This window comes from Bradyrhizobium diazoefficiens, assembly GCF_016616235.1.
Classification (GTDB): Bacteria; Pseudomonadota; Alphaproteobacteria; order Rhizobiales; family Xanthobacteraceae; genus Bradyrhizobium; species Bradyrhizobium diazoefficiens_H.
Genome location: NZ_CP067100.1, coordinates 5,363,581 through 5,387,784 on the forward strand (window position 1 = coordinate 5,363,581; position 24,204 = coordinate 5,387,784).

20 protein-coding genes are annotated in these 24,204 nt (G+C 65.1%); 18 read left to right on the forward strand and 2 right to left on the reverse strand.

Annotated features, from left to right (window positions below; translation table 11 throughout):
* Positions 1–59 precede the first annotated feature (59 nt).
* Positions 60–1,391, reverse strand: a complete 1,332-nt coding sequence (locus JJB99_RS25620; RefSeq protein ID WP_200495038.1) for an Hsp70 family protein — start codon at positions 1,389–1,391, stop codon at positions 60–62.
* Between the two features lie 290 nt (positions 1,392–1,681).
* Between JJB99_RS25620 and JJB99_RS25625 the strand changes: the two genes are divergently transcribed.
* From JJB99_RS25625 to JJB99_RS25690, 15 genes are all read left to right on the forward strand, one after another.
* On the forward strand, positions 1,682–1,819 hold the full coding sequence (locus JJB99_RS25625) for a hypothetical protein (protein WP_177195879.1): 138 nt from the start codon (positions 1,682–1,684) through the stop codon (positions 1,817–1,819).
* 247 nt (positions 1,820–2,066) lie between these two features.
* Positions 2,067–3,353, forward strand: coding sequence for an oxalate/formate MFS antiporter (oxlT, locus tag JJB99_RS25630; protein WP_200495039.1), 1,287 nt, complete (start codon positions 2,067–2,069; stop codon positions 3,351–3,353).
* Positions 3,354–3,611: 258 nt separating this feature from the next.
* On the forward strand, positions 3,612–4,934 hold the full coding sequence (gene oxlT / locus JJB99_RS25635) for an oxalate/formate MFS antiporter (protein WP_200495040.1): 1,323 nt from the start codon (positions 3,612–3,614) through the stop codon (positions 4,932–4,934).
* A 180-nt stretch (positions 4,935–5,114) separates the two neighbouring features.
* Positions 5,115–5,540: a CBS domain-containing protein gene (locus JJB99_RS25640; protein ID WP_200495041.1), complete on the forward strand. Its 426-nt coding sequence runs from the start codon at positions 5,115–5,117 to the stop codon at positions 5,538–5,540.
* Between the two features lie 161 nt (positions 5,541–5,701).
* The gene (locus tag JJB99_RS25645; RefSeq protein ID WP_200495042.1) at positions 5,702–6,721 is read left to right on the forward strand and encodes a 2-dehydropantoate 2-reductase; all 1,020 of its coding nucleotides are present in this window, start codon (positions 5,702–5,704) and stop codon (positions 6,719–6,721) included.
* Between the two features lie 11 nt (positions 6,722–6,732).
* A complete protein-coding gene (locus tag JJB99_RS25650; RefSeq protein WP_246774993.1) occupies positions 6,733–7,506 on the forward strand; it encodes a fumarylacetoacetate hydrolase family protein in 774 nt (257 codons plus the stop codon).
* A gap of 288 nt (positions 7,507–7,794) precedes the next feature.
* Positions 7,795–8,457 carry a YybS family protein gene (locus JJB99_RS36350; RefSeq protein WP_246774994.1) on the forward strand — a complete coding sequence of 221 codons (663 nt, stop codon included), beginning with the start codon at positions 7,795–7,797 and terminating at the stop codon, positions 8,455–8,457.
* Entirely contained in the window at positions 8,369–9,088 is a 720-nt protein-coding gene (locus tag JJB99_RS36355; protein ID WP_246774995.1) for a hypothetical protein, read from the forward strand. Before JJB99_RS36350 ends, JJB99_RS36355 begins: the two co-directional genes overlap by 89 nt.
* 252 nt (positions 9,089–9,340) lie before the next feature.
* The gene (locus tag JJB99_RS25660) at positions 9,341–9,544 is read left to right on the forward strand and encodes a hypothetical protein (RefSeq protein WP_018647766.1); all 204 of its coding nucleotides are present in this window, start codon (positions 9,341–9,343) and stop codon (positions 9,542–9,544) included.
* 57 nt (positions 9,545–9,601) lie between these two features.
* A complete protein-coding gene (locus tag JJB99_RS25665; RefSeq protein WP_200495044.1) occupies positions 9,602–10,249 on the forward strand; it encodes a hypothetical protein in 648 nt (215 codons plus the stop codon).
* Between the two features lie 167 nt (positions 10,250–10,416).
* Entirely contained in the window at positions 10,417–11,418 is a 1,002-nt protein-coding gene (locus JJB99_RS25670) for an IS30 family transposase (RefSeq protein WP_200495045.1), read from the forward strand.
* A gap of 225 nt (positions 11,419–11,643) precedes the next feature.
* Positions 11,644–12,639 (forward strand): NAD(P)H-dependent flavin oxidoreductase, encoded by a 996-nt coding sequence (locus JJB99_RS25675; RefSeq protein WP_200495046.1) that lies wholly within the window; start codon positions 11,644–11,646, stop codon positions 12,637–12,639.
* Positions 12,640–12,763: 124 nt separating this feature from the next.
* Complete coding sequence (locus JJB99_RS25680) at positions 12,764–13,735, forward strand: zinc-binding dehydrogenase (protein WP_200495047.1); 972 nt, start codon at positions 12,764–12,766, stop codon at positions 13,733–13,735.
* A 243-nt stretch (positions 13,736–13,978) separates the two neighbouring features.
* On the forward strand, positions 13,979–15,370 hold the full coding sequence (locus tag JJB99_RS25685; RefSeq protein WP_200495048.1) for a cation-efflux pump: 1,392 nt from the start codon (positions 13,979–13,981) through the stop codon (positions 15,368–15,370).
* Positions 15,371–15,593: 223 nt separating this feature from the next.
* Positions 15,594–17,924: a PAS domain-containing sensor histidine kinase gene (locus JJB99_RS25690; protein WP_200495049.1), complete on the forward strand. Its 2,331-nt coding sequence runs from the start codon at positions 15,594–15,596 to the stop codon at positions 17,922–17,924.
* A 221-nt stretch (positions 17,925–18,145) separates the two neighbouring features.
* Here the strand turns inward: JJB99_RS25690 and JJB99_RS25695 are convergent, their stop codons facing one another.
* Positions 18,146–19,039 (reverse strand): LysR family transcriptional regulator, encoded by an 894-nt coding sequence (locus JJB99_RS25695; protein ID WP_200495050.1) that lies wholly within the window; start codon positions 19,037–19,039, stop codon positions 18,146–18,148.
* A gap of 224 nt (positions 19,040–19,263) precedes the next feature.
* Here JJB99_RS25695 and JJB99_RS25700 point away from each other — a divergent pair, with 224 nt between their 5' ends.
* From JJB99_RS25700 to fdhF, 3 genes are read left to right on the forward strand one after another with little or no spacing between them, the layout of a single operon-like run.
* Positions 19,264–19,764 (forward strand): formate dehydrogenase subunit gamma, encoded by a 501-nt coding sequence (locus tag JJB99_RS25700; protein ID WP_200495051.1) that lies wholly within the window; start codon positions 19,264–19,266, stop codon positions 19,762–19,764.
* Positions 19,761–21,317, forward strand: a complete 1,557-nt coding sequence (locus JJB99_RS25705; protein ID WP_200495052.1) for a formate dehydrogenase beta subunit — start codon at positions 19,761–19,763, stop codon at positions 21,315–21,317. The genes JJB99_RS25700 and JJB99_RS25705 overlap by 4 nt, the downstream gene beginning before the upstream one ends.
* Positions 21,318–21,327: 10 nt before the next feature.
* The gene (gene fdhF / locus JJB99_RS25710) at positions 21,328–24,201 is read left to right on the forward strand and encodes a formate dehydrogenase subunit alpha (protein ID WP_200495053.1); all 2,874 of its coding nucleotides are present in this window, start codon (positions 21,328–21,330) and stop codon (positions 24,199–24,201) included.
* Positions 24,202–24,204: the final 3 nt, after the last annotated feature.

The window sequence follows — 24,204 nt, forward strand, 5'->3', positions numbered from 1 at the left end:
GCCCTCCCCCGCACGCGGGAGAGGGGGCGCACCTCCTCCTTGGCACTCATACCGCCGCTCTATGCACCCGCCTTCGACTCGCGACCGCCGCTCGCCGTCCAGCGATCCGGATCGGGACTGTGTCCGATCAGCGCGAGTCCGTAGGCGATCGACTCGAACTGGTCGCCTGACATCAGTCGCTCGTTGCCAAAGCGGTCGGCGAACAGTTTTCGAACGGCGGGAACGAAGGACGTGCCGCCGGTCAAAAACACCTTTTCCACCTCACGTGCGGTGATGCGGGCCTCAGTCAGCACCTTGTCGACGGTGGCGCCCAGCCGGGCGATATCGTCGGCAATCCAGGCTTCGAAATTCTTCCGCGTGATGGTCGAGCCGATGTCGACCCCACCGCCCCTGAAGCGGAAGTCGACCTGATCCTGCGCCGAGAGCGCGACCTTGGCGTCGGAGACCGCGCAGTACAGCGAGAAGCCGAGGTCGAGATCGACGATGGTGATGAAATCCTCGAGCAGCTCTGGCTTCAGCGCGGTACGCGCAAGCTCGCGGAGCTCGCGCAGATCGCCGTTGCTCTTCATCATCGCGAGCTGATGCCAGCGCGCCAGGTTGGTGTAGTGACCGCTCGGGACCGGCAGCACCTTGTCGAACGAGCGGAAGCTCGAGCCCTTGCCGAGCCGCGGCGAGACGACGTGGTCGACGATGCGGTAGTCGAAGGTGTCGCCCGCGATGCCGATGCCGGCATGGCCGAGCGGCTCGGCGCGAAGCGTGCCGCCGGAGCGCGAGAAGCGCATCACCGAGAAATCGCTGGTGCCGCCGCCGAAATCCGCAACCAGCACGGTGGCATCGCGCTCCAGCCGGCGCGCAAAGGAGAACGCGGCGCCGACCGGCTCGTAGACATAGCGCGCGTGGCCGGCCCCCAGGCGCTCGAACGCGGCGCGGTAGCGCTGCATCGCCAGCGCCTCGTCCGGATTGCCGCCGGCAAAGCGCACCGGGCGGCCGACTGTGATGTTGGACGTTTCGAAGCCGAACTTGTCGCCGCCATGCCGCGCCAGGGTGCGCAGGAACGCCGCGAGAATGTCCTCGAACTTGAAGCGCTGCCGGAACACTTGCGTGGTGTTGAAGCTCGAACTGGCCGCAAAGGTCTTGAACGACTGCAGGAAGCGGTAGACGTGGCGGCCTTCGAGGAACGTCTCGATCGCCCACGGCCCGCCCTCGGCCTGGGCGCCGGCGCCCGGCCGGTCCTCCCAGAAGCACAGCGCCGAGACATAGACGCTGTGGCGCTGCCCGCCATGATCGAAGCGGATCGCCTCGACCCGGCGGTCGTCCGCCGCAAGGGCGACGACCGTGTTGCTGGTCCCAAAATCGATGCCGATCGAGACGGCGGCCGAGGCGCTCGACATGAACCACTCTGACAGTTGATTGGAAGGGGGCAGAGCACTAACGGCTTTGGCCAGCCCTGCCAAGGCCCAGATCGGCTGCGATTCCGCTCAAATCCGCGCCCATGCGTCGCTTCGGCCGCCACTTTTGCAATTTTAAGCCCGGAACGGCCTCTTTAACGCAGTGTTATGCTGCAATGCGAGAGGCTGCATGCTGCTATGCAAACACGCGCATGGACACTGGCATCTGGTATACATAGATTGCCTTTCGAAATGAGACAGCGATGCTGACTGTCTCAAGAAAGGAACTTCCGATGTCCAAGACTGCTTCCGTCGCTCTCGCCCCCTCCGCCTCGCTGTTCGCGCGCTTCATGGCCGTGGTTGACCGCTTCCTGATGGCGAGCGCCGAGATCTCGAATCATAACGGCGACCTGCCGCGTTTCGGCCTGTAAGCCGGCATTTTCCCGCGCCGCCACGCAGCGCCGCGGTTTCAGACCGATCCATATGCTACTTTTGATGAATGGCCCCGCAGGACGGGGCCATTTCTACTTGTGCTGTCCCTGAGTCACTGCCGAAGCCGGACAAACAGCTGCGGCATTTGCGCACGGTGGCCGGACCAGCGCTTGAACCTTGGCATAATGAATACAAGAATGCCGCTCCAGCGCTCGCAGAAAAATGAGAGGCGCCACGGGAGGCTTTATGACGGACATGGTGCAGGCAACGGCCCCTACAGCCGCGCGCGTTAGCGACACGTATCGCTGGGCGCAATTGGCGATCGGTGTAGCGGCGATGGTGATGATCGCCAATTATCAGTACGGCTGGACGTTCTTCGTCCCCGACATCCAGAAAAAGTTCGGCTGGGATCGCGCTTCGATCCAATGGGCCTTTACGCTCTTTGTCTTGTTCGAGACCTGGCTGGTGCCGGTCGAAGGCTGGTTCGTGGACAAATACGGTCCACGCTTGGTCGTGCTGGTCGGCGGCGTGCTCTGCGCCCTCGGCTGGGCGATCAACGCAGAGGCCACCACGCTCAACGGCTATTATCTCGGCATGATCATCGCCGGCATCGGCGCCGGCGGCGTCTACGGCACCTGCGTCGGCAACGCGCTGAAATGGTTTCCGGACAAGCGCGGTCTTGCTGCCGGCATCACGGCCGCAGGCTTCGGTGCAGGCTCGGCACTGACCGTCGCGCCGATCCAGGCGATGATCAAGGACACCGGATTCCAGGCGACGTTCCTTTATTTCGGCCTGGGCCAGGGCATCATTGTCGCCATCCTTGCCTTCTTCCTGATTGCACCGAAAGCGGGACAGGTGCCTGCCGCCGTGCAGAACGCGACGCTGCAGCAGACTCGCCGCAACTACCAGCCGACCGAGGTGCTGCGTCAGCCGATCTTCTGGTTGATGTACTTCATGTTCGTGATCGTCGGCGCCGGCGGCCTGATGGTGACGGCGAACCTGAAGCCGATCGCGGTGGACTGGAAGGTCGATGCCATCCCGGTCACGCTGATCGGCATGACCATGACCGCGGTGACGTTCGCAGCGACCATCGACCGGGTGCTGAACGGCCTGACACGCCCGTTCTTCGGCTGGATCTCCGACATGATCGGCCGCGAGAATACGATGTTCATCGCCTTCGGCATGGAAGGCATCGGCATCTGGATGCTCTACCTCTGGGGCCACGATCCGATCTGGTTCGTGCTGCTCTCGGGTTTCGTGTTCTTCGCCTGGGGCGAGATCTACTCGCTGTTCCCCTCGACCTGCACCGACACGTTCGGCGCCAAGTTCGCGACCACCAATGCCGGCCTGCTCTACACCGCAAAGGGCACCGCCGCGCTGCTGGTCCCGATCGGCAACTACATGCAGCAGTCGTCGGGCCATTGGGACAACGTGTTCATCATCGCGGCCGGCGCCAACATCCTGGCTTCGCTGCTGGCGATCGCGGTGCTCAAACCCTGGCGCAAGGTCGTGGTTGCGGAGTCGACCGCCTGACGCGCTTCATCACGGTTCGTTGGAGCATGACGCCCGGCCTCACGGCCGGGCGTTTTCGTTTGTCCGAACGGTCTAATTCCGACGATCCGAATGGAACCGGGCATTTTCCTGATCCTCGGCGTGAGATAGGGCTTGCAATCTGGAATATGGTATACCAAGCTGCGCGCTGCGCTTGCGACGATAAGCCACAACATTTGCGACATCAGGTCATCTTGGCAATCTGATGCGCGACCAGACAGGCGCGTTGGGAGGTTCTAGATGATTTCCAGCACGGACGGCGCCGTCACAGCTGCGCCTCTTCGCACCGGTTTCCGTTGGCTTCAACTCGTCATGGGCATCGTCTGCATGGCGATGATCGCCAATCTGCAATACGGCTGGACGCTGTTCGTCGATCCGATCGACGCGGCCCACCATTGGGGCCGCGCTGCGATCCAGCTCGCCTTCACCATCTTCGTCGTCACCGAGACCTGGCTGGTGCCGATCGAGGCCTGGTTCGTCGACAAATACGGCCCGCGCATCGTCATCATGTTCGGCGGCGTGATGATCGCGCTGTCCTGGGTGCTCAACTCCTACGCCGATAGCCTTCCCCTGCTCTACACGGCGGCGGTGATCGGCGGCATGGGCGCGGGTGCGGTGTACGGCACCTGCGTCGGCAACGCGCTGAAATGGTTTCCCGACCGACGCGGCCTTGCCGCCGGCGCGACCGCGGCCGGCTTCGGCGCCGGCGCCGCGATCACCGTGGTGCCGATCGCAACCATGATCGCAGCGAGCGGCTACCAGCACGCCTTCCTCACCTTCGGCATCGGCCAGGGCCTGATCGTGTTCGTGCTCGCCTTCTTCATCCAGCCGCCGCGGGTCTCGATCCCGCCGAAGAAGAAGCAGCTCAATCTGCCGCAGACCAAGATCGACTTCACGCCGCCGCAGGTGCTGCGCAGCCCTATTTTCTGGGTGATGTATCTCGTTTTCGTCATGGTCGCCTCCGGCGGCCTGATGACCGCGGCGCAGATCGCGCCGATCGCGCACGACTTCAAGATCGCAAGCACGCCGGTCACGCTCGCCGGCTTCCAGATGGCGGCCCTGACGTTTGCGATCTCGCTCGACCGCATCTTCGACGGCTTCGGCCGGCCGTTCTTCGGCTTCGTCTCTGACACCATCGGCCGCGAGCACACCATGTTCATCGCCTTCGGCACGGCGGCGCTGATGCTGTTGACGCTGTCGGCCTATGGTCACATCCCGGTCGTGTTCGTGCTGGCGACCGCGGTTTACTTCGGCGTGTTCGGCGAGATCTACTCGCTGTTTCCGGCGACCTGCGGCGACACCTTCGGCGCGAAATACGCGACCACCAACAACGGCATGCTCTACACCGCGAAGGGCACCGCCTCGCTGCTGGTGCCGCTCGCGAGCGTGATCTCGGCAACGTACGGCTGGAAGGCCGTGTTCGTGGTCGCGGTGGCGCTGAACGCGACGGCAGCGCTGATGGCGCTGTTCGTGATCAAGCCGCTGCGCCGCTCCTTCATCCTCGGCAAGGAAGCCGAGAGCGCGAGCGCCGCAACCGCCAGTGCCAAGACCGAGACGGCGTAGCGACCACACGCCAACATAACGGTCGGAAAGGGGCGCAGCGATGCGCCCCTTTTCTTTTTTGGCGCACGATAAACGTCAGTATTGCTGCCGCAAGATTTTTCGGATCAGCCAAATCCAACGCTTGACGATTGGCATTATGTATACCACACTTCCTCTGTCATTCACGCGAGGGAGGTTGCAATGCTGGTCGGAGACATTCTGCGCAAGAAGACGCCGCGCGTTGTCACGGTGCGAATGAACGAAACGGTGGGTATCGCCGCCAAGCTGATGCGCGCCAACAACATCAGCGCGCTGGTGGTCAAGGACGTCGTCCGCTCGGAAGGCAACACCGCGGTCGGCATGTTCACCGAGCGCGACGTGGTGCGCGCTGTTGCCGAGCACGGCGCCAACGCCATCAACGTCAAGGTTTCGCAGCTCGTCTCGGTCCAGCAGCTGGTCTCCTGCTCGTCGAGGGACACGATCGAGCACGTGCGGCACCTGATGAACCGTCATCACATCCGCCATCTGCCCGTGATCGACGATTACAGCCTCGTCTCCGTCATCAGCATGCGCGACATCGCCGCGGCCGTTGACGAGGCGACCAACAAGACGCCGCAAGCCGCCTAGAGCTTGATCCGGAAAAGTGCGTAGCGGTTTTCCGAAAAGATCAAGCTCAACAAAATAACCTGGGGCGACTACCCCTCCCCTGCGACTGCCGGCCCCGGCTCGGATCCATCCGCGCCGGACCGGGTCCTTCGTCCCAAATTCCGGTCTCCCGCGAGGATTTCATGAAGATCTGCATCTACGGCGCCGGCGCAATCGGCGGCTATCTCGGGGTTCAGCTGGCGCGCGCTGGCGCCGACGTCAGCCTCATCGCGCGCGGCGCGCACCTTGCCGCGATGCGCGAGCGCGGCCTGACGCTGCTCGCGGGCGAGGAGCAGCACACCGTGCATCCGCGCTGCACCGACGATCCTGCCGAGCTCGGCGTGCAGGATTACATCATCATCACGCTGAAGGCGCATTCGATCACCGGCGTGATCGAGAAGATGCAGCCGCTGCTCGGACCGCACACCCGCATCGTCACCGCCGTCAACGGCATCCCCTATTGGTATTTCTACAAGCATGGCGGTCAGTACGAGAACGCGACGCTGGAGAGCATCGATCCCGGCGGACGGCAGTGGCGCGAGTTGGGAGCCGAGCGCGCCATCGGCTGCATCGTGTATCCCGCCACCGAGATCGAGGCACCCGGCGTGATCCGCCACGTCTACGGCAACAATTTTCCGCTCGGCGAGCCCTCAGGGGAGATCACTGGCGACGTGCAGCGCCTCGCCGACCTCTTCGTCGCCGCCGGGCTGAAGGCGCCGGTGCTCGACCGCATCCGCGACGAGATCTGGCTCAAGCTGTGGGGCAATGTCTGCTTCAACCCGATCAGCGCGCTGACCCATGCGACGCTCGACGTGATCTGCACCGATCCGTCCACGCGTGCGCTGTCGCGCGCGATCATGATGGAGACGCAGGCGATCGCCGAGAGCTTTGGCGTCAAATTCCGCGTCGACGTCGAGCGCCGCATCGAGGGCGCCCGCAAGGTCGGCGCGCACAAGACCTCGATGCTGCAGGATCTCGAGCGCGGCCGTCCGATGGAGATCGACCCGCTCGTCACCGTGGTGCAGGAGATGGGCCGCCTCACCGGCATCGCCACGCCCGCACTCGACTCGGTGCTGGCGATGGTGACCCAGCGCGCCCGCATCGCCGGTCTCTATGACGGCGTCTCGTCGCCATCCGATCCGCGCGCACTGGCGGTGGCGTGATGGCTGGCGAGATGAAACAGTGGCTGCGCTTCCGCTATGCCGGCACCACCGGCTTCGGCACCCTGACGCCGTCAGGTATCAGCGTGCATGAGGGCGAGATGTTCGGGCGCAATACGCCAACCGGCAAGACGCTCGCGCTGTCCGAGGTCGAGTTGCTCGCGCCTTGCGCGCCCAGCAAGATCGTCGCGCTCTGGAATAATTTCCACGCGCTCGCGGCCAAGCTCAACCAGCCCGAGCCGCCGGAGCCGCTCTATCTGCTCAAGGCCACCACCACCATCGCCGCGCCCGGCGCCGTGATCCGCCGGCCTTCTTATTATGATGGCAAGACGACCTACGAGGGCGAGCTCGGCATCGTCATCGGCAAGACCTGCGCCCGCGTCTCGCCCGCGGAAGCCGACAACTTCATCTTCGGCTACACCTGCGTCAACGACATCACCGCCAACGACATCCTGACCCGCGACCCCACCTTCCCGCAATGGGCCCGTGCCAAGGGCATCGACGATTACGGCCCGTTCGGCCCCGTCATTGCCACCGGCCTCGATCCGGCCCAGCTTGTGGTCCGCACCATCCTCAACGGCGCCGAGCGGCAGAATTACCCGATCTCGGACATGATCTTCAGCGCGCAGGAGCTGGTCAGCAGGATCTCCCACGACATGACCCTGCTCCCCGGCGATCTCATCGCCGTCGGGACATCAGTGGGCGTCGGCGTGATGAAGGAGCCGGTGAATATTGTGACCGTCGCGATCGACGGCATCGGCGATTTGACCAACGAGTTTCGGTTGTAGCCACAGACTCGGCACCGTAGCCCGGATCGAGCGAAGCAAATCCGGGGCGGCCGCCGCGACGCTCGCAGAACCCGGATTGCGCTTCGCTCCCTCCGGGCTACGAGGCACGCCCTCAGGCCTCGGGAAAACCCGGCAAGCTCCGCACCGCCCCCTCCACCGATCGGCTGACGTATTCAGCCGTGGATCGCGCTACCGAACCCACCCGGTAGCCCCGTCCGCCCCTTGATCTCGGTTCCGCTCTCCAATAGCAACTATGGCGATATTGTGTGCCGGCGTGAGGAATTCACGATGTGGCTGTTTTTCCTGGTTGCCTGGTTCGTCCTGCTGGCTGCCGTCGCGTTTCTCGCCCAGCAGGCGTTCGGTTACGATGTCGGCCACCTGCCCGCCTGGTTCGCGGGCCTGCCGATGCCGCAACGCATCGCGACCGGCACGATCCTGATCGGCGCGCTGGCGCTGATCGGCGCAACCGCTTGGCGGCTGTCGCGCCAGGACCGGCGCCTCGGCACGCTGCGCGACCGCCTCAGGAAGACCCGCGAGGACGCGGTCGTGGCCCATGCGCTGCAAAACCATCTCGACGCCACCGTCCAGCACCTGATCGAGAGCGATCCCCGCGAGGCCGTCTCCGCCCTGCATGACAAGCTGGCTGAAACCGAGCAGCGCGCTTTGCTCCAGCAGGGCCGCAACGAATCCGCCGACATGCACGACCAGCTCGCCGAGATCCGACGCCGCCAGCAGGCGCTGCGCGAGATGGTCGGCAAGGTCGCCGATCAGCGCCGCGCGGTCGAGCCGGTCTTCACCGAAATCCGCGACCGTCAGAATCAGCTCGAGCGCTCGCTGCACGACCTCGAGACCGACGGAAGATTTGGCGAAATCCCATGCCGAGCTGGTGCCGCTGCGCTCGACGGACGCCGGTGTCGATGCCCTGATCGGCGAGCTCGGCCTCAGCCATGACCGCCTCGCCAAAAGCATCGACGAGCTGGAGACCGGCGGCGGCGCACCTCTGGGCAGCCGTGTGGAGACATTGTCGAAGAACAAGATCGACATCGAGCAGCGCCTCGCCCGCATCGACGACAGTTTCAACATCCTCAAAGCCATCCGGCTCGACTTCGAGGAGCTCGGCCAGCGCCAGGCCCAGCTCGAGCGCTCGCTTGCCGAGGTCGAGACCGACACCGACGGCAAGAGCCTTGCCGACCGCCAGAACGCACTGAACGACTTCGTCCTCCAGTCGCGCCAGCGCATCAGTGCCTTGCAGGAGACGCTGGCGACGCTCAGCGCCTTCAAGGCCGAACTGTCGAAATCGCAGGCCGACCTCGTCCCGCTCAAAGCCCCGGTGTTCGGCATCGAGGCGATGATTGCGGAAGTCGGCACCACCCGCGATCTGCTCGCGAAAACCGTCGGCGAGATCGAGGCGAACGGCGATGTCACCCTCGCCTCGCGCGTCGACGCACTCACCAAGAGCAAGCGCGAGGCCGAAGACCGCCTCGCCCGCATCTTCGACAATTTCAACGCGCTTGATGCCTTGCGCAAGGACATCGGCGGCGTCTTCTCGACCATCAGGAACAGCCTGAACCGGATCGGGTGACGGCGCTGCTTGCGGAAGTGCGTAGGATGGGTAGAGCGAAAGCGAAACCCATCCCCTCTCTTCGCGCAACTGGCCAATGGGTTTCGCTGCGCTCTACCTCGAAACATCCAGACACATCAAATCTCCGTACGCCCGACAGATGCCGCCAACATGTCCCGCGCGCGCCGCAACTTGGACGCATTCGGCCGCCCTTTTGTGAGGGGTGTCTGGGGGGCACGGCACCGCCGTGTTTGGACCAAACCTTCTAGGGGTATGACTGTGAAGAAGATTGTATTTGTTCTGGGTGCCACGCTTGCTCTGGTGACGGCTGCAAACGCTGCGGATCTGCCACGCCGCCAGCCGGTGCCGGTCTATCCGGCCGAGCAGGCCCCGATCGGCAAGATGCCGATTGGCAAGAGCCCGGTTGGAAAAGCCCCGATCGGCAAGGCGCCCGGTCCGGTCGCGGCGCGCTACTGACGCGCAGCGGATTTCGCGCAGAACTGGCGTAAGCGGCCGACAGTCGAGGGGCACAGCGTGACGAACAAACCTGATCGATCGGGGTCCTGCATCCTTGCAGGATTTGCCCTGGCGGCGATGCTCGCATGCACGATGCCCCCGGCTTCGGCCCATGAAGCGAACAAGCGCGTTGCCGATGCCAATGCGCTTGCCACGACCGACACCGCCTCGCGACCTCAGCCGCAATCGCGGCGCCCCGTCGCGCGCGCCGAGAAAGGCCCCTACTACGTCGACTTCCGTGCCCGCACGGCGGCGAGCTGGGGCCATGCCTTCGTCTGGTACGGCAAGACCAGCGAGCGCGCCGTCGAGGTCGCAGGGCTCACACCCGCCGGCGACACGCTTGCCTACGTGCTCGGCCACCTCACCTTTGTGCCGTCCGAGACCGGCGCGAGCTACGGCGATCTCGATCCGGAATATCTGACCGCGAGCTACCGTGTGTACCTCAACGAGGCCGACGCCAAACGCGTCTTCGCCTACATCAAGAAGCTGCAGGCGAGCTCGCCGGTCTGGAACGCCGAGACCGCCAACTGCACCGGCTTCATCGGCGACATCGCCGAGTTCATGGGGCTGCAGGTGCCCTATCGCTGGCAGCGCCCGGAAAACTTCGTCAACCGCCTCAAGGAAATGAACGGCGGCCGGCAAACGGTGCGGCTGTCGGCGGAGTAGCTGTTCGCTCCATACTCGGTGTCATTGCCCGCCTTGTGCGCGCTTGCGCACTGGAGCAGGCAATCCGGTGTTCCAGAGACAGCCAGGCTAGAGCCGAGAAGCCGCGGCGTACTGGATACCCCTTCGGTTCACGAAACAAGTGCAACACCTGCTAAGGTGTTGTTGCGATGGGACGATGTTATGGCCAGCTCAGCCTTGAGGAGCGCGTTGAGATATACCGCCTGCATGCAGGCGGTATATCTCAAAACCAAATTGCGGCGGCCCTGGGCCGGTCGCCTTCCACGATCAATCGGGAACTTAGGCGCAATTCCAAGCGGACGAAGGCTTGGGCCGGCGGGTATGAGCCGGTCCGCGCCCAGCAATTGGCCGAGCGACGGAGGCGATGGGATTGTCGCTTCAAGCTGGCGCGCCAGTCAGACCTGCGAAGATGCGTCGGCAAAAGCCTTGCGATGGGACATTCGCCGGAGCAGATCGCCGGCCGACTGGCGCTGAAGCATGGTCGCGTCATCATTAGCCATGAGTCAATCTATCGTTTCATCTATCATCGGACGGCCCAGAAGGATTACTGGTATCGTCTGCTGCCCCGTCACAAGAAAATGCGAGGGCGCCGGCGACGGGGCGGCAGCTCCGCCAGCCTCATAAAACAGCGGCGCTCGATCACAGAACGGCCCATTGAGGTCGAAGGCCGCCAGGTGCCGGGCCATTGGGAGGCCGACTTCATGATGTTCTCCCGATCCGGTCAGGGGCTGATGGTTCTCCATGAACGACACAGCCGCTTCAACCTGGTTCACCGCCCCGTTGACCGAAAAGCTATTCCCACCGCTCGAGCCATCGCCCGCCAGCTCGGCAAACTGCCACCAGCGATGCGCCAAACCATCAGCTTCGACAATGGCAACGAGTTTGCCGAGCACCATCGGCTTCACGATATCCTCGGCGTTCAGACTTTCTTCTGTGATCCTCACAGCCCTTGGCAAAAAGGCGGCGTTGAAAACTCGATCGGCCGCTTGCGACGCTCGCTGCCTCGCAAGACGGATCTCGATCTCCTCACGGCTGCCGATCTCAGACGATATGTTCAGCGCCTCAACAACACCCCACGCAAATGCCTGGACTTCAAGACACCCGCCGAGGCATTCTCCGACCTTAGATCAACCGTTGCACTTCAAACGTGAATCCATCCCCCGCCTACGCGGGGTATGACGGCGGAGTGCGAGGAAAGAGCTTGCACCAAAGGTGCAGCCGCGTACCCCAATTGCCGCCCCGCGGAATCTCCCTCATCCTCCGCATGAGGCCCCGCCCTCACCGCACGCCCGCGCAATAGACTTTTCCGGACGCCGGCGGCATCCTTCCCATTATCAACCGATAACAGAGCGCCTTACCGGCGGGGGAAACAGATCATGTTGCAAACGCGGTTCACGCAGCTCGTCGGCGTCGAGCACCCGATCGTCCAGGGCGGCATGCAATGGGTCGGACGAGCCGAACTGGTCGCCGCTGTGGCCAATGCCGGCGCGCTCGGCTTCATCACGGCGCTGACCCAGCCGACACCGGAGGACCTCACCAGGGAGATCGCGCGCTGCCGCGATCTCACCGACAAGCCGTTCGGCGTCAATCTCACCATCCTGCCCGCGATCAAGCCCCCGCCTTACGCCGAATACCGCGCCGCGATCATCGAAGCCGGCATGAAGGTGGTGGAGACCGCCGGCAACAAGCCGCAGGAGCATGTCGACGAATTCAGGAAGCACGGCGTCAAGGTCGTGCACAAATGCACCAGCGTCCGCCACGCGCTCTCGGCCGAGCGGATGGGCGTCGATGCGATCTCGATCGACGGCTTCGAGTGCGCCGGCCATCCCGGCGAGGACGACACTCCCGGCCTGATCCTGATCCCGGCCGCTGCCAACAAGGTCAAGATCCCGATGATCGCCTCGGGCGGCTTTGCCGACGGCCGCGGCCTCGTCGCGGCGCTGTCGCTGGGCGCGGAAGGCATCAACATGGGCACCCGCTTTATGGCCACCAAGGAGAGCCCGATCCACCAGCTCATCAAGGAGAAGATCGTCGCCAATGACGAGCGCGAGACCGAGCTGATCTTCCGTACCATGCGCAATACCTCGCGCGTCGCCAGGAACGAGATCTCGACCAGGGTCGTCGCGATGGAGAAGGAAGGCGCCAGGTTCGAGGACATCCGCGAGCTCGTCGCCGGTGCCCGCGGCAAGATGGTCTATGCGACAGGCAATTCGGACGAAGGCATCTGGTCGGCCGGCCAGGTGCAGGGCCTGATCCACGACATCCCGAGCTGCGCCGAATTGATCTCCCGCATCGTCCGCGAAGCGGAAGCCATCATTCGCGGCCGGCTGGAGGGGATGATTGCGAGCCCGGCGGCGCAGGCTGCCGAATGATCGCTGAAGTGATTGAACACCGCGCGCGCCGCGCCGAAAGTATGTCCCCTCGCCCCGCTTGCGGGGAGAGGCGAAGCGACACCGCCCGCACCTCAACCAACGTGCACGACACCAGAGGCAACGCATGAAGGCTTACGTCTACGGCCCTGAGGGCGCTCGGATTTCCGACGTTCCTCAACCAACACCTAAGGGCACGCAGGTGCTCGTACGCGTGCGCGCCTGCGGCCTCAATCGCGCCGACACCGGCATGCGTAGGGGTCACGCCCATGGCGCGGCCGGCGGCGTCGGCACCGTGCTCGGGATGGAATGGGCCGGCGAAGTCGCCGCGCTCGGACCGGATGCCAAGGGCGTCAAGATCGGCGACCGCATCATGGGCTCGGGCAGCGCGGCTTTCGCCGAATATGCCCTCGCCGATCACGGCCGCCTGTTCCACGCCCCCTCGAACATGAATTTCGAGGAGGCCGCCAGCCTCCCCGTCGCGCTCGCGACCATGCACAACGCCGTCGTCACCGTCGGCGGCGTGCAGCCGGGACAGGCCGTGCTGATCCAGGGCGCCAGCTCCGGCGTCGGCCTGATGGCGATGCAGATTGCCAAGCTCAAGGGCGCCAGGATCGTGATCGGCTCCTCGACCGATGCCTACCGCCGCGGCCGGCTGAGGGAATACGGCGCCGACCTCGCGGTCGACTCCTCCGACCCCAAATGGGTCGAGGAGGTGCTGAAGGCGACGAACGGCGAAGGCGTCGACCTCATCGTCGACCAGGTCTCCGGCAAGGTGGCCAACCAGAACCTCGCCGCGACCAAGGTTTTGGGCCGCATCGTCAATGTCGGCCGGCTCGGCGGCACCCATGCCGACTTCAACTTCGACCTGCATGCGGCGCGCCGCATCAGCTACATCGGCGTCACCTTCCGCACCCGCACCATCGAGGAGGTCCGTCAGATCTTCGAGGAGGTCAGGAACGACATCTGGGGCGCGGTGGAATCGCGAAAACTCCAGCTGCCGATCGACAAGGTCTATGGGTTCGACGACATCGACAGGGCGTTCGAGCACATGGAGGCGAACAGGCATCTCGGGAAGATCGTGGTGACGCTGCCATAGCCGCCGCTCGGGTCTCGGTCTCGTAGGGTGGCAAAGGCGCGCAGCGCCGTGCCCACGCTTCTTCCCCGATCGCTGACGCTTGGTGGGCACGCTGCGCTTTGCCCACCCGACGAGACCGAACGAGTGGCGCAAGCCACCATTCAATTCGGAAGCATTCGCAACAGCTTCGCTCCTGCAACTCACTTGCGACTACAATTGTGGATCGTCGCTTGATGTTCAGCCTTAGGCTGCTACATCCCGGCCATGACATCCCAGCACAACAAGACATCGGTCGCGGCGATCTCGATCTTCGCCAGCGGCGGCATGGCGGCGGCGAAATTCGCGGTCGGGATCGCGATCGGTTCGCTGGCGCTGATCTCCGAAGCGCTGCACTCCTCGATCGACCTCATCGCGACCATCATCACCTGGGCCGTGGTGCGGGTCTCCGACAAGCCGGCGGACGAGGAGCACCATTACGGCCACGGCAAGCTGGAAAGCATTTCCGCGCTCGGCGTCACTGCCCTGCTCTACGTGCTCGCCGGCGGCATTCTGGTCGAGGCCTATGGCCGCTTACGCGAGGGAACCCCGCCGCCAACCATCTCGGCGGTGCCCTTCGTCGTGTTGGTGATCGACATCGCCGTCAATCTCTGGCGCGCCCGCGCGCTGCACAGGGCGGCGCGGGAGACCAGAAGCCAGGCGCTCGCCGCCGATGCGCTGCATTTCGCCTCCGACGTGATGGGCTCGTTCGCCGTGATCGTGGGCCTGATCCTCGCCGCCCTCGGCTTCTGGTGGGGCGATGCCGCGGCGGCCGCCGCGGTCGCCGTGATGATCGCTTTGCTCGGCCTGCGCATGGCCGGCTCGACCGTGCAGACGCTGGTCGACCGTGCCCCGGAAGGCGCGCAGGAGAAGGCCACGGCCGCGATCCGCGGTGTGCCCGGCGTGATCGACGTCGAGCGGCTGCGCGTGCGCATGGTCGGGGCGACCACCTTCATCGACACCATCGCCAAGGTGCCGCGGACCTACCCGATCGACCGGATCGAGGAGATCAAGCGCGCGGCGCAGGCCGCCGTCGACAAGGCGTTCGGCGATGCCGACCTCACCTTCACCCCGGTCCCCGTCGCCCGCGACAATGAGACCGTGCGCGACCGCATTATGGTGATCGCGCACAATTCGGGCCTCGCCATCCACCACGTCACGGTGCACGACCTGGGCAAGATTCAGGATTCGGGCGCCAAGCTGATCGTCGGCATCGATCTCGAGGTCGATGCCGAGATGCAGCTCGAGGCCGCCCATGACATCGCCAACAGGTTAGAACGCAGCATCCAGGAGGAGTTCGGCGAGGACGTCGAGGTCGACGTCCATATCGAGCCGCTGGAGCCGGAGCTGCCGCTCGGCGTCGACGCCGCGCCGGAGCGGGTGCAGACCATCGCCGCCGCGCTCACGGACTATGCCGCCGGCGGCGAGATCCATGACATCCACAATGTGCGCGTCCGCAACACCGATGCCGGCGAGATCGTCAACTTCCACTGCCGTGCCGCGCCGTCGATGAGCGTGATCAAGGTGCACGAGCATGTCGACGCGATCGAGCGTGCGCTGCGCCGCGCGTTCCCGAGCGTGAAGCGCATCATCAGCCACGCCGAGCCGCCGCGCGCGTGATGTCGATGGCTGGGAGTCACACGTTCTCGTTTCGGACTCCTCGCCCCCGTGAGTTTGCGGACGCGCGATGCGCAAACTGCGCGTTGGATAAGAATTATTTCGCGTTAACGTTTCGTTGACTCTCGACAGCCTGCGCAAACTGGATTCAAATCGGTTTGATTCGGAAGCGACGTGGGGCCGCTTCCGCACTGTGTAGCAAGCAGGTTTTCAGGGGGCCGAAGGCATGGCGCGCGCAGACGCCGCGAACGCGTGCGTCCAATCCGATTCGATCAAGGGATTGGCGCAATCGATCGCGAAACCTGCCTATCATCGGCTCCTGATCGCGGAGCCGGCGCTGCGGCGCGCCGTGCCGACGCTCATCATCGCCTTCCTGATCACGATCTGCCTCGGCGCGTTCGTGCAGGTCGTCGACCAGACGCGTCAGAAGCGGCTGGTGATCCGCCACGATATCTCGGCGCTCGCCGACCTGCTCGCCGAGCGCAGCGACCGCCTGACCTCTGCACGGCAGGAGCGGCAGAAGAACATCGAGAACCTGCCGACGCTGCTGCCCGATCTCATTCCCTCCTGGGGCCTCGCCACAGGCCGCCACGTCATCGTCACCTCGGCCGGCATCGACCGCCGCATCCTCGCCCGCATTCCCATCGATAGCGATCCCGCCGGCAACGACCGCCTGCTCGATGCGATCACCACCGCGCAGCTGCTCGCGGCGCCGCCGCGCGACAACAACGTCTCGGACATGACGCTGCCGAACGGCAACGCCGCAATGGCGACCTCGCGCCAGATCGCGTCGCTGCCGGGCCTCGTCACCGTGATCCAGGAGCGCAACGAGCCGATCTGGGGCTCGGATGCCGCGCTGTCGGTGACGCTGTCGGCGACCACAGGCTTCGTCGTCCTGATCCTCGGCTTCGCCTTCCACTGGCAGTCGACCCGCGCCCGCGAGGGCGACCTCATCAATGACGCCGTGCGCGGCCGCATCGACACCGCGCTCAACCGCGGCCGCTGCGGCTTGTGGGACTGGGACCTGTCGCGCGGCCGGATCTTCTGGTCGCAGTCGATGTTCTCGATGCTCGGCCTCGACGGCCGCAACGAGCTCCTCACCTTCGGCGAGGTCAACGCGCTGGTGAAGTCCGACGACATCGACCTGTTCGAGATCGCCGACCAGCTCATCTCGGAAAAGATCGACCACATCGACCAGACCTTCCGCATGCAGCATGTCGACGGCCACTGGATCTGGCTCCGCGTCCGCTGCGAGAAGACGCGCGGGGCGACCGATTCCAGCGTGCACCTGATCGGGATCGCCGTCGACATCACCGAGCAGAAGAGCCTCGCCGAGCGGACCGTGGAAGCCGATTTGCGCCTGCGCGATGCGATCGAGACGATTCCGGAAGCCTTCGTGCTGTGGGATGCCGGCGACCGCCTCGTGCTCTGTAACTCGCACTTCCAGCGCCTGCACAAGCTGCCCGACACCGCCGTCATCCCCGGCACCTCCTACGAGACCGTGCTCGAGGTCGGCCGCATGCCGGAGGTGCGCACCCGCCACAACGAGACCGGTGCCCAGGGCCCCGGCGCCCGCACCTTCGAGGCGCAGCTCGACGACGGCAGCTGGCTGCACATCAGCGAGCGCCGCACCAAGGACGGCGGCTACGTCTCGGTCGGCACCGACATCACCCGGATCAAGGAGCACGAGCAGAAGCTGGTCGACAACGACCTGCGCCTGCGCGCCACCGTCATCGACCTCAAGCGCTCGCAGGCCGCGCTGGAGCGCCAGGCCGTCGAGCTCGCCGACCTCGCCGAGAAGTACCAGCGCGAGAAGACTCGCGCCGAGGAAGCCAACCAGACCAAATCGAAATTCCTCGCCAACATGAGCCACGAGCTGCGCACGCCGCTGAACGCGATCATCGGCTTCTCCGAGATCATGGGAAGCGGCATGTTCGGTGACCTCGGCAGCGAAAAATACCAGGAATACTGCCAGGACATCCTGACCAGCGGCCATTATCTGCTCGAGGTCATCAACGACATCCTCGACATGTCCAAGATCGAGGCCGGGCGCATGAAGCTCGACATGGAAGAGCTCGACCTGTCGCAGACGCTCGCCGAATCCTTGCGGGTGGTCACCGGCCGTGCCCAGGACAAGAACCTGACATTGGATGCCGAGATCGCAAAGTCCATCTCGGTCGTCGCCGACCGCCGCGCCACCAAGCAGATCATCGTCAACCTCTTGTCCAATGCGGTGAAGTTCACGCCCGACGGCGGCCGCGTCGTGGTGCGCAGCCGCCAGCTCGACGACAGGATCGTGCTGATGATCGCCGACACCGGCATCGGCATCGCGCCGCATTCGCTGGCGCGGCTCGGCCGCCCGTTCGAGCAGGTCGAGAGCCAACTCACCAAGACCTATCACGGCTCGGGCCTTGGCCTCGCCATCGCCCGCTCGCTGGCGCAGCTCCACGGCGGCTCGATGCGGCTGCGCTCGAAGATCGACGTCGGCACCGTCGTCCGCGTGACGCTGCCGCGCGATGCCGTCAAGGTGGCGACCGGGATATCAGCCGCGGCTTAGAGCTCGGTCTGGAGCGAAATCGCTTGACGTTCGGTCGATACTGCGGCCCGGACACCTCTCCCGCTTGCGGGAGAGGTCGCGCCGAAGGCGCGGGTGAGGGCTTTCTCCTCTAGGGGAATCCCATCGCGGAAACACCCTCTCCCCAACCCTCTCCCGCAAGCGGGCGAGGGAGCGCACCTCCGTTGCAGCAATCAAGCCTGATCTCGTCGCGCAGCAGATCTCTAAAGCTGCAGCGACGGCGCGACCTCGCGCGCGACGTTGACCAGTGCCGCGATCAGCGGCGTCATCGGATCGCGCTGCGGGATCACCATGCCGATGCTGTAATTGACCTCGGGGTCCACGATCGGGATCGAACGCACCGTGTCGGAGAGACCGAGCGTCTCGGCGAGCTTGGCCGGCATCACGCTCGCCCAGCGTCCCGTCTTGACGTGCGTGAACAGCACCAGCAGCGAGTTCGAGGTCAAGGTCGGCGTCGCCTCCGCGCTGACCGAGCGGAGCGCGCGATCGATGATGCGGCGGTTCTGCATGTCGGGCGTGAGCAAGCACAGCGGCACCTGCCCGACCTCGGTCCAGGTCACCGTCTCGCGGTCGCCGAACATTCCGTCCGGCGCGGTCAACAGGCGATAGCTCTCATTGTAGAGCGGAATGGTGCGGACCTTGCCGATCGGCTCGTTCTCGATATAGGTCAGCCCCGCATCGACCTCGAGATTTTCGAGCAGCCCCAGCACCTCCGATGACGTGGTGGACTGGATGCGGAAACGCACCTCGGGATGCCGGGCGCGGAACGGCGTCGTCAGCGCGGCGACCATGCCGAGCACGGTCGGGATCGCGGCGATGCGGATCTCGCCGGAGAGCTGGTGCTTCAGCCCGTTGATCTCGTCGCGCATGGCCCGGGCATCGCCGACGATCCGCCGCGCCCAGTCGAGCGCGCGCTCGCCTTCGGGCGTGAACCCCTGGAAGCGCGAGCCGCGCTGGACCAGCATCACGCCGAGGATCTCCTCGAGCTGCTTCAGCCCCGTCGACATCGTCGGTTGCGTCACGCCGCAGGCTTCCGCCGCGCGACCAAAATGCCGCTCCTTCGCCAGCGCCAGCAACAGTTCAAGCTTGTCGATCAACCGGTCGTCCCTTCGAATTCTGTCGTGGCATGCAAGCTAGCACGGCAGGTCGTTACCAACACGGAAAAACCAGCAAGCGGAACGCGATTAATTGCATTCCCGTATCGATCGATTGCACTTCCAGATCGATCTGAATTCGCAATCGCAGCATGAGACAGCTTTATTGATCTTCGAACGATTCCAAATAGTTTGCGAGGGAGAAACGCTCAGGTTGAGAACGAAGAATGACAACGCTTCACGAGCCTTGCTACGAGCCTTGTTACGAGCCTTGGGACGAAACGCACGGCGCCGAGATCATCGCCGAACATGCAAAGCAAGAAGGCGGGACGCTCGTCATCTTGCACGCGCTGCAGGAGGCATTCGGCTACGTGCCGGAGGCCGCCATTCCCATGGTGGCGCAGGCGCTCAATCTGTCGCGCGCCGAGGTGCACGGTGTGTTCACCTTCTACCATGATTTCCGCCACAAGCCGGCTGGCCGGCACGTGCTGAAGCTGTGCCGCGCCGAGGCCTGCCAGGCCGCGGGCGGCGATGCGCTGGCTGCGCGTGCCGAGTCGAAGCTTGGCGTCTCTCTTGGCAACACGACGCCCGATGATCGCGTCACGTTGGAGCCGATCTACTGCCTCGGCCTGTGCGCGACCGCGCCGTCCGCGATGCTCGACGGCCGCCTGATTGGCCGGCTCAATGAGAAGCGTCTCGATGCACTGCTTGCGGAGGCGCAGCGATGAGCATGCGTCTCTTCGTCTCGCGCGATGCGGGTGCCATCGCCGTCGGCGCCGATGAGGTCGCGCTGGCGCTGGAACAGGCCGCCGCCAAGCGCGGCGTCGCCGTCGAGATCGTCAGGACCGGCTCGCGCGGAATGTACTGGCTGGAGCCGCTGGTCGAGGTCGCAACGCCGCAGGGTCGGATCGCCTTCGGCCCGGTCACCGAGACCGACGTACCCTCCCTGCTTGACGCGCTCGCCAGCAACACACCGCATCTGCTGCGGCTCGGCGCGACCGACGAGATCCCCTGGCTGAAGCGCCAGACCCGCCTCACCTTCGCCCGCTGCGGCGTGATCGATCCGCGTTCGCTCGACGACTACCGCGCCCATGGCGGCTACAAGGGTTTTGAGCGCGCACTCTCGCTCGGACCTGATGCGACCTTGAACGACGTCACGGCGTCCGGCCTGCGCGGCCGCGGCGGCGCGGGCTTTCCGACCGGCATCAAGTGGAAGACCGTCGCGCAGGCAAAAGCGGACCGCAAGTTCATCGTCTGCAACGCCGACGAAGGCGACAGCGGCACCTTCGCCGACCGCATGATCATGGAAGGCGATCCATTCCTCGTCATCGAGGGCATGACCATCGCCGGCATCACCGTTGGCGCCACTAAAGGCTACGTCTACATCCGCAGCGAATATCCGCATGCGGTCGAGGCGATGAACGCCGCCATCGTGGCGGCCAGGCGCGGCGGCTATCTCGGCGACAGGATCGGCGGCTCCACCAGCAGCTTCGACATGGAAGTGCGCGTCGGCGCCGGCGCCTATGTCTGCGGCGAGGAGACCGCGCTGCTGGAGAGCCTCGAAGGCCGCCGCGGCCTCGTGCGCGCAAAACCACCGCTGCCGGCGCATCACGGCCTGTTCGGCAAGCCGACCGTCATCAACAACGTGCTGTCGTTCGCGGCGATCCCCTTCATCCTCGCCGAAGGCGCCAAGGCCTATGCCGATTTCGGCATGGGCCGCTCGCGCGGCACGATGCCGATCCAGCTCGCCGGCAACATCCGCCACGGCGGGCTGTTCGAGACCGCGTTCGGCGTGACGCTCGGCGAGCTCGTCGACGACATCGGCGGCGGCACGTTGACGGGACGCCCGGTCCGCGCGGTGCAGGTCGGCGGCCCGCTCGGCGCCTATTTCCCCCGCGCGCTGTTCGACACCCCGTTCGATTACGAGGCGTTCGCGGCGCGCGACGGCCTGATCGGTCATGGCGGCATCGTCGTGTTCGACGACAGCGTCGACATGCGCAGGCAAGCGCGGTTTGCGATGGAATTCTGCGCCGTCGAATCCTGCGGCAAGTGCACGCCGTGCCGGATCGGCTCGACCCGCGGCGTCGAGACCATCGAGAAGATCATGCGCGGCGAGCGCGTGGCCGAAAACCTCGCGCTGGTCGAAGACCTCTGCAACACCATGAAATTCGGCTCGCTCTGCGCGCTCGGCGGCTTCACGCCCTACCCGGTGCTCAGCGCATTGAAGCACTTCCGGGAGGATTTCGCACCCATCCCGACCACGCTTCAAGCCGCGGAATAGGAGAACGACAATGTCTCTGATCGAAGAAATCGACTTCGGCACGCCGGCTTCCAAATCGGAAACGATGGTGACGCTGACCATCGACGGCAAAGAGGTCATGGTGCCGGAGGGCACGTCGATCATGCGCGCCGCGATGGAGGCAGGCCACCAGATCCCGAAGCTGTGCGCGACCGACATGGTCGACGCCTTCGGCTCCTGCCGGCTCTGCGTCGTCGAGATCGAGGGCCGCGCCGGTACGCCGGCGTCCTGCACCACGCCTGTCATGAACGGCCTTGTCGTGCACACCCAGAGCGAACGGCTGAAGCAGCTGCGCAAGGGCGTGATGGAGCTCTACATCTCCGACCATCCGCTCGACTGCCTCACCTGCGGCGCCAACGGCGATTGCGAATTGCAGGACATGGCCGGTGCGGTGGGCCTGCGCGAGGTGCGCTACGGCTATGAGGGCGAGAATCACGTCTTTGCAAAATCGAATGGCGAGGTGAACCCCGCCTGGATGCCAAAGGACGAGTCCAATCCCTATTTCACCTATGATCCGTCCAAGTGCATCGTCTGCTCGCGCTGCGTCCGCGCCTGCGAGGAGGTGCAAGGCACCTTCGCGCTGACCATCTCCGGCCGCGGCTTCGGCAGCCGCATCTCGCCGGGCATGAGCGAGAGTTTTCTGGGCTCCGAATGCGTCTCCTGCGGCGCCTGCGTGCAGGCCTGCCCGACCGCGACGCTGACGGAAAAGTCGGTGATCGAGATCGGTCAGCCCGAGCACTCGGTCGTCACCACCTGCGCCTATTGCGGCGTCGGTTGCGCCTTCAAGGCCGAGATGCGCGGCGAGGAAGTGGTGCGCATGGTGCCGTACAAGGACGGCAAGGCCAATCGCGGCCATTCCTGCGTCAAGGGGCGCTTCGCCTGGGGCTACACCAACCACAAGGAACGCATTCTTAAACCCATGATCCGCGAGCGGATCGAGGATCCCTGGCGCGAAGTGCCCTGGGACGAGGCGTTCTCGTTTGCCGCCGCCAGGATGCGCGGCATCCAGAAGAAGTACGGCCGCGACGCCATCGGCGGCATCACCTCGTCCCGCTGCACCAATGAAGAGACCTATCTGGTGCAGAAGCTGATCCGCGCCGGCTTCGGCAACAACAATGTCGACACCTGCGCCCGCGTCTGCCACTCGCCGACCGGCTATGGCCTCGCTACCACCTTCGGCACCTCGGCGGGCACGCAGGATTTCGACTCGGTCGAGGACACCGACGTCGTCGTGATCATCGGTGCCAACCCGGCCTCCGCCCACCCGGTGTTCGCCTCGCGGCTGAAGAAGCGGCTGCGGCAGGGTGCAAAACTGATCGTGATCGATCCGCGCCGCACCGAGATGGTGGAATCGCCGCATGTGAAGGCGCTGCACCTGCCGCTGATGCCCGGCACCAACGTCGCGGTGATGACCGGGATCGCGCATGTCATCGTCACCGAAGGCCTCGTCAACGAAGCCTTTGTACGCGAGCGCTGCGACTGGGCCGAGTTCGAGGAATGGGCCGCCTTCGTCGCCCAGCCGAACAACAGCCCGGAAGCGACCGCCATCCTCACCGGCGTCGACCCGAAGGATCTGCGCGAGGCGGCCCGCATCTACGCCACCGGCGGCAATGGCGCAATCTATTACGGCCTGGGCGTCACCGAGCATAGCCAGGGCTCGACCACGGTGATCGCGATCGCGAACCTTGCGATGGCAACCGGCAATATCGGCCGCCCCGGCGTCGGCGTGAACCCGCTGCGGGGCCAGAACAACGTGCAGGGCTCCTGCGACATGGGCTCGTTCCCGCATGAACTGCCCGGTTACCGTCACATCTCGGGCGACGCCGTGCGCGACCAGTTCGAGGCGCTCTGGAACGTCAAGCTCAACCCGGAGCCGGGCCTGCGCATTCCCAACATGTTCGACGCCGCGGTCGAAGGCACGTTCATGGGCCTCTACGTGCAGGGCGAGGACATCCTGCAGTCCGACCCCAACACCAAGCACGTGGTGGCGGCGCTGTCGGCGATGGAATGCGTCATCGTCCACGACCTGTTCCTGAATGAGACCGCCAACTACGCCCACGTCTTCCTGCCCGGCTCCAGCTTCCTCGAGAAGGACGGCACCTTCACCAATGCCGAGCGCCGCATCCAGCGCGTGCGCAAGGTGATGTCGCCGAAGAACGGCATGGCCGACTGGGAGGTCACCATCGGCCTCGCCCGGGCGATGGGCTTCGAGATGAACTACAGCCACCCGTCCGAGATCATGGACGAGATCGCGGCGCTGACCCCGACCTTTGCCGGCGTCTCCTACGCCAAGCTCGACGAGCTCGGCTCGGTGCAGTGGCCCTGCAACGAGAAGGCGCCGGAGGGCACGCCGGTGATGCATATCGACGGCTTCGTGCGCGGCAAGGGCAAGTTCGTCGTCACAGAATACGTCGCGACCGACGAACGCACCGGCCCGCGCTATCCGCTGCTGCTGACCACGGGCCGCATCCTCAGCCAGTACAATGTCGGCGCGCAGACGCGGCGCACCGACAACGTGGTCTGGCATGCCGAGGACCGGCTCGAGATCCATCCACACGATGCCGAGCAGCGCGGCGTGCGCGACGGCGACTGGGTGCGGCTGAAGAGCCGCGCCGGCGAGACCACGCTGCGCGCGGAGATCACCGACCGCGTCGCGCCGGGCGTCGTCTACACCACCTTCCACCACCCCGATACGCAGGCCAACGTCATCACCACGGACTATTCGGACTGGGCGACCAACTGCCCCGAATACAAGGTCACGGCGGTGCAGGTGTCCCCGTCGAACGGCCCGTCCGACTGGCAGAAGGCCTATGACGCGCAGGCGCGGCACTCCCGCCGCATCGCGCCCGCCGAGGCCGCGGAGTAACGG

Bases quoted from the DNA above. Each gene is read 5' to 3' on its own strand.
- JJB99_RS25685 (WP_200495048.1), top strand. From the start codon at position 13,979: ATGACATCCCAGCACAACAAGACATCGGTCGCGGCGATCTCGATCTTC.
- JJB99_RS25705 (WP_200495052.1), top strand. From the start codon at position 19,761: ATGAGCATGCGTCTCTTCGTCTCGCGCGATGCGGGTGCCATCGCCGTC.
- JJB99_RS25650 (WP_246774993.1), top strand. From the start codon at position 6,733: ATGAAACAGTGGCTGCGCTTCCGCTATGCCGGCACCACCGGCTTCGGC.
- JJB99_RS25620 (WP_200495038.1), bottom strand. From the start codon at position 1,391: ATGTCGAGCGCCTCGGCCGCCGTCTCGATCGGCATCGATTTTGGGACC.
- JJB99_RS25680 (WP_200495047.1), top strand. From the start codon at position 12,764: ATGAAGGCTTACGTCTACGGCCCTGAGGGCGCTCGGATTTCCGACGTT.
- JJB99_RS25625 (WP_177195879.1), top strand. From the start codon at position 1,682: ATGTCCAAGACTGCTTCCGTCGCTCTCGCCCCCTCCGCCTCGCTGTTC.
- JJB99_RS25675 (WP_200495046.1), top strand. From the start codon at position 11,644: ATGTTGCAAACGCGGTTCACGCAGCTCGTCGGCGTCGAGCACCCGATC.
- JJB99_RS36350 (WP_246774994.1), top strand. From the start codon at position 7,795: ATGTGGCTGTTTTTCCTGGTTGCCTGGTTCGTCCTGCTGGCTGCCGTC.
- JJB99_RS25700 (WP_200495051.1), top strand. From the start codon at position 19,264: ATGACAACGCTTCACGAGCCTTGCTACGAGCCTTGTTACGAGCCTTGG.
- oxlT (WP_200495040.1), top strand. From the start codon at position 3,612: ATGATTTCCAGCACGGACGGCGCCGTCACAGCTGCGCCTCTTCGCACC.
- JJB99_RS25690 (WP_200495049.1), top strand. From the start codon at position 15,594: ATGGCGCGCGCAGACGCCGCGAACGCGTGCGTCCAATCCGATTCGATC.
- JJB99_RS25640 (WP_200495041.1), top strand. From the start codon at position 5,115: ATGCTGGTCGGAGACATTCTGCGCAAGAAGACGCCGCGCGTTGTCACG.
- fdhF (WP_200495053.1), top strand. From the start codon at position 21,328: ATGTCTCTGATCGAAGAAATCGACTTCGGCACGCCGGCTTCCAAATCG.
- JJB99_RS25645 (WP_200495042.1), top strand. From the start codon at position 5,702: ATGAAGATCTGCATCTACGGCGCCGGCGCAATCGGCGGCTATCTCGGG.
- JJB99_RS25670 (WP_200495045.1), top strand. From the start codon at position 10,417: ATGGGACGATGTTATGGCCAGCTCAGCCTTGAGGAGCGCGTTGAGATA.
- JJB99_RS25660 (WP_018647766.1), top strand. From the start codon at position 9,341: ATGACTGTGAAGAAGATTGTATTTGTTCTGGGTGCCACGCTTGCTCTG.
- oxlT (WP_200495039.1), top strand. From the start codon at position 2,067: ATGACGGACATGGTGCAGGCAACGGCCCCTACAGCCGCGCGCGTTAGC.